The organism is Methylobacterium longum, from assembly GCF_022179385.1.
Lineage (GTDB): Bacteria > Pseudomonadota > Alphaproteobacteria > Rhizobiales > Beijerinckiaceae > Methylobacterium > Methylobacterium longum.
Genome location: NZ_BPQS01000126.1, coordinates 1 through 1284 on the forward strand (window position 1 = coordinate 1; position 1284 = coordinate 1284).

The following is a 1284-nucleotide window of genomic DNA, read 5'->3' on the forward strand; positions in this document are numbered from 1 at the left end:
GCCACGCGTCAGAACCTGCTCTCGCTGCAGGACACGGCGCAGCTGATGGCGACCACGCAGAACCGCCTCGCCACCGGCAAGACGGTCAACTCCGCCCTCGACAACCCGACCAACTTCTTCACCTCCCAGGCCCTCGACGGCCGCTCCACAAGCCTCAACACCCTGCTGGACGGCGTCTCCAACGGCGTGCAGTCGATCCAGGCGGCCAACCAGGGCATCACCTCGATCCAGAAGCTCGTCGACCAGGCCAAGTCGATCGCCAACCAGGCGCTCTCGACCCAGCTCTCCACCGCCGGCACCGCCGCCAACGCCTACAGCGCCAGTTCCGCGTCCTCGACCGTGCTGATGACCATCAACGGCACCTCCGTCTCGGCCTCCATCAACGCCTCCTCCAGCATCTCGGCCACCGTCGCGGCCCTCAACGCCGCGGTCAGCTCGGCCAGCACCACCTCCGGCGGCTCGTTCGGCGCCGGCGCGATCTTCTCCACCGACAGCACCGGCACCAAGATCGTGCTGAATGCCCAGGCCGACGTCGAATTCCAGAACTCCACCAGCCAGACCGCGCTCGGCTTCACCGCCTCCTCGACCACGGCCTCGACCTACGGCACCGCCGCCACCACGGTGGTTAGCAGTGACCTGTCCGTCTCGGGCGTGTCCCAGCGCTCGTCGCTGGCCCAGCAGTACAACAACCTGCTCAACCAGATCACCCAGCTCGCCGGCGATGCCAGCTACAACGGCGTCAACCTCATTGCCGGCAAGGGCAATGACATGAACATCAAGTTCAACGACACCGGCAGCTCCAACCTGAACGTCGCCTCGGTCGACGCCACGGCCAGCGGCCTGGGCCTGTCGGCGATCACCAACTCGAACAGCTCGACGGGCTCGAACGGCCTGGGCAACTTCCTGCTGAACGCCGACGTGAACAAGACGCTGGCGACGCTGACCTCGGCGGGCAGCACGCTGAACTCGGCGGCGAGCACGCTGGGCTCGAACCTGTCGGTGGTGCAGAACCGGCAGGACTTCTCCAAGCAGCTGATCAACGTGCTGCAGACCGGTTCGGCCAACCTGACGAACGCGGACCTCAACCAGGAGGCGGCGAACTCGCAGGCGCTGTCGACCCGCCAGTCGATGGGCATCTCGGCGCTGTCGCTGGCCAACTCGGCCCAGCAGGGCGTCCTTCAGCTCCTGCGCTGATCGCACGCCGATCGCGCGCCCATCCCGGGCGCGCCACATACCAGCGGCCGGCCGGGGAAACCCGGCCGGCCGTTCTCGTGCGCGGTCGCC

Annotated in this window: 1 protein-coding gene; it reads left to right on the plus strand. The window is 67.5% G+C overall.

The features are described 5' to 3' along the window. The coding region (locus MFF58_RS31615; RefSeq protein ID WP_238294274.1) for a flagellin N-terminal helical domain-containing protein at nt 1-1194 on the plus strand (1194 nt) is incomplete at its 5' end. Nucleotides 1195-1284 lie beyond the last annotated feature (90 nt).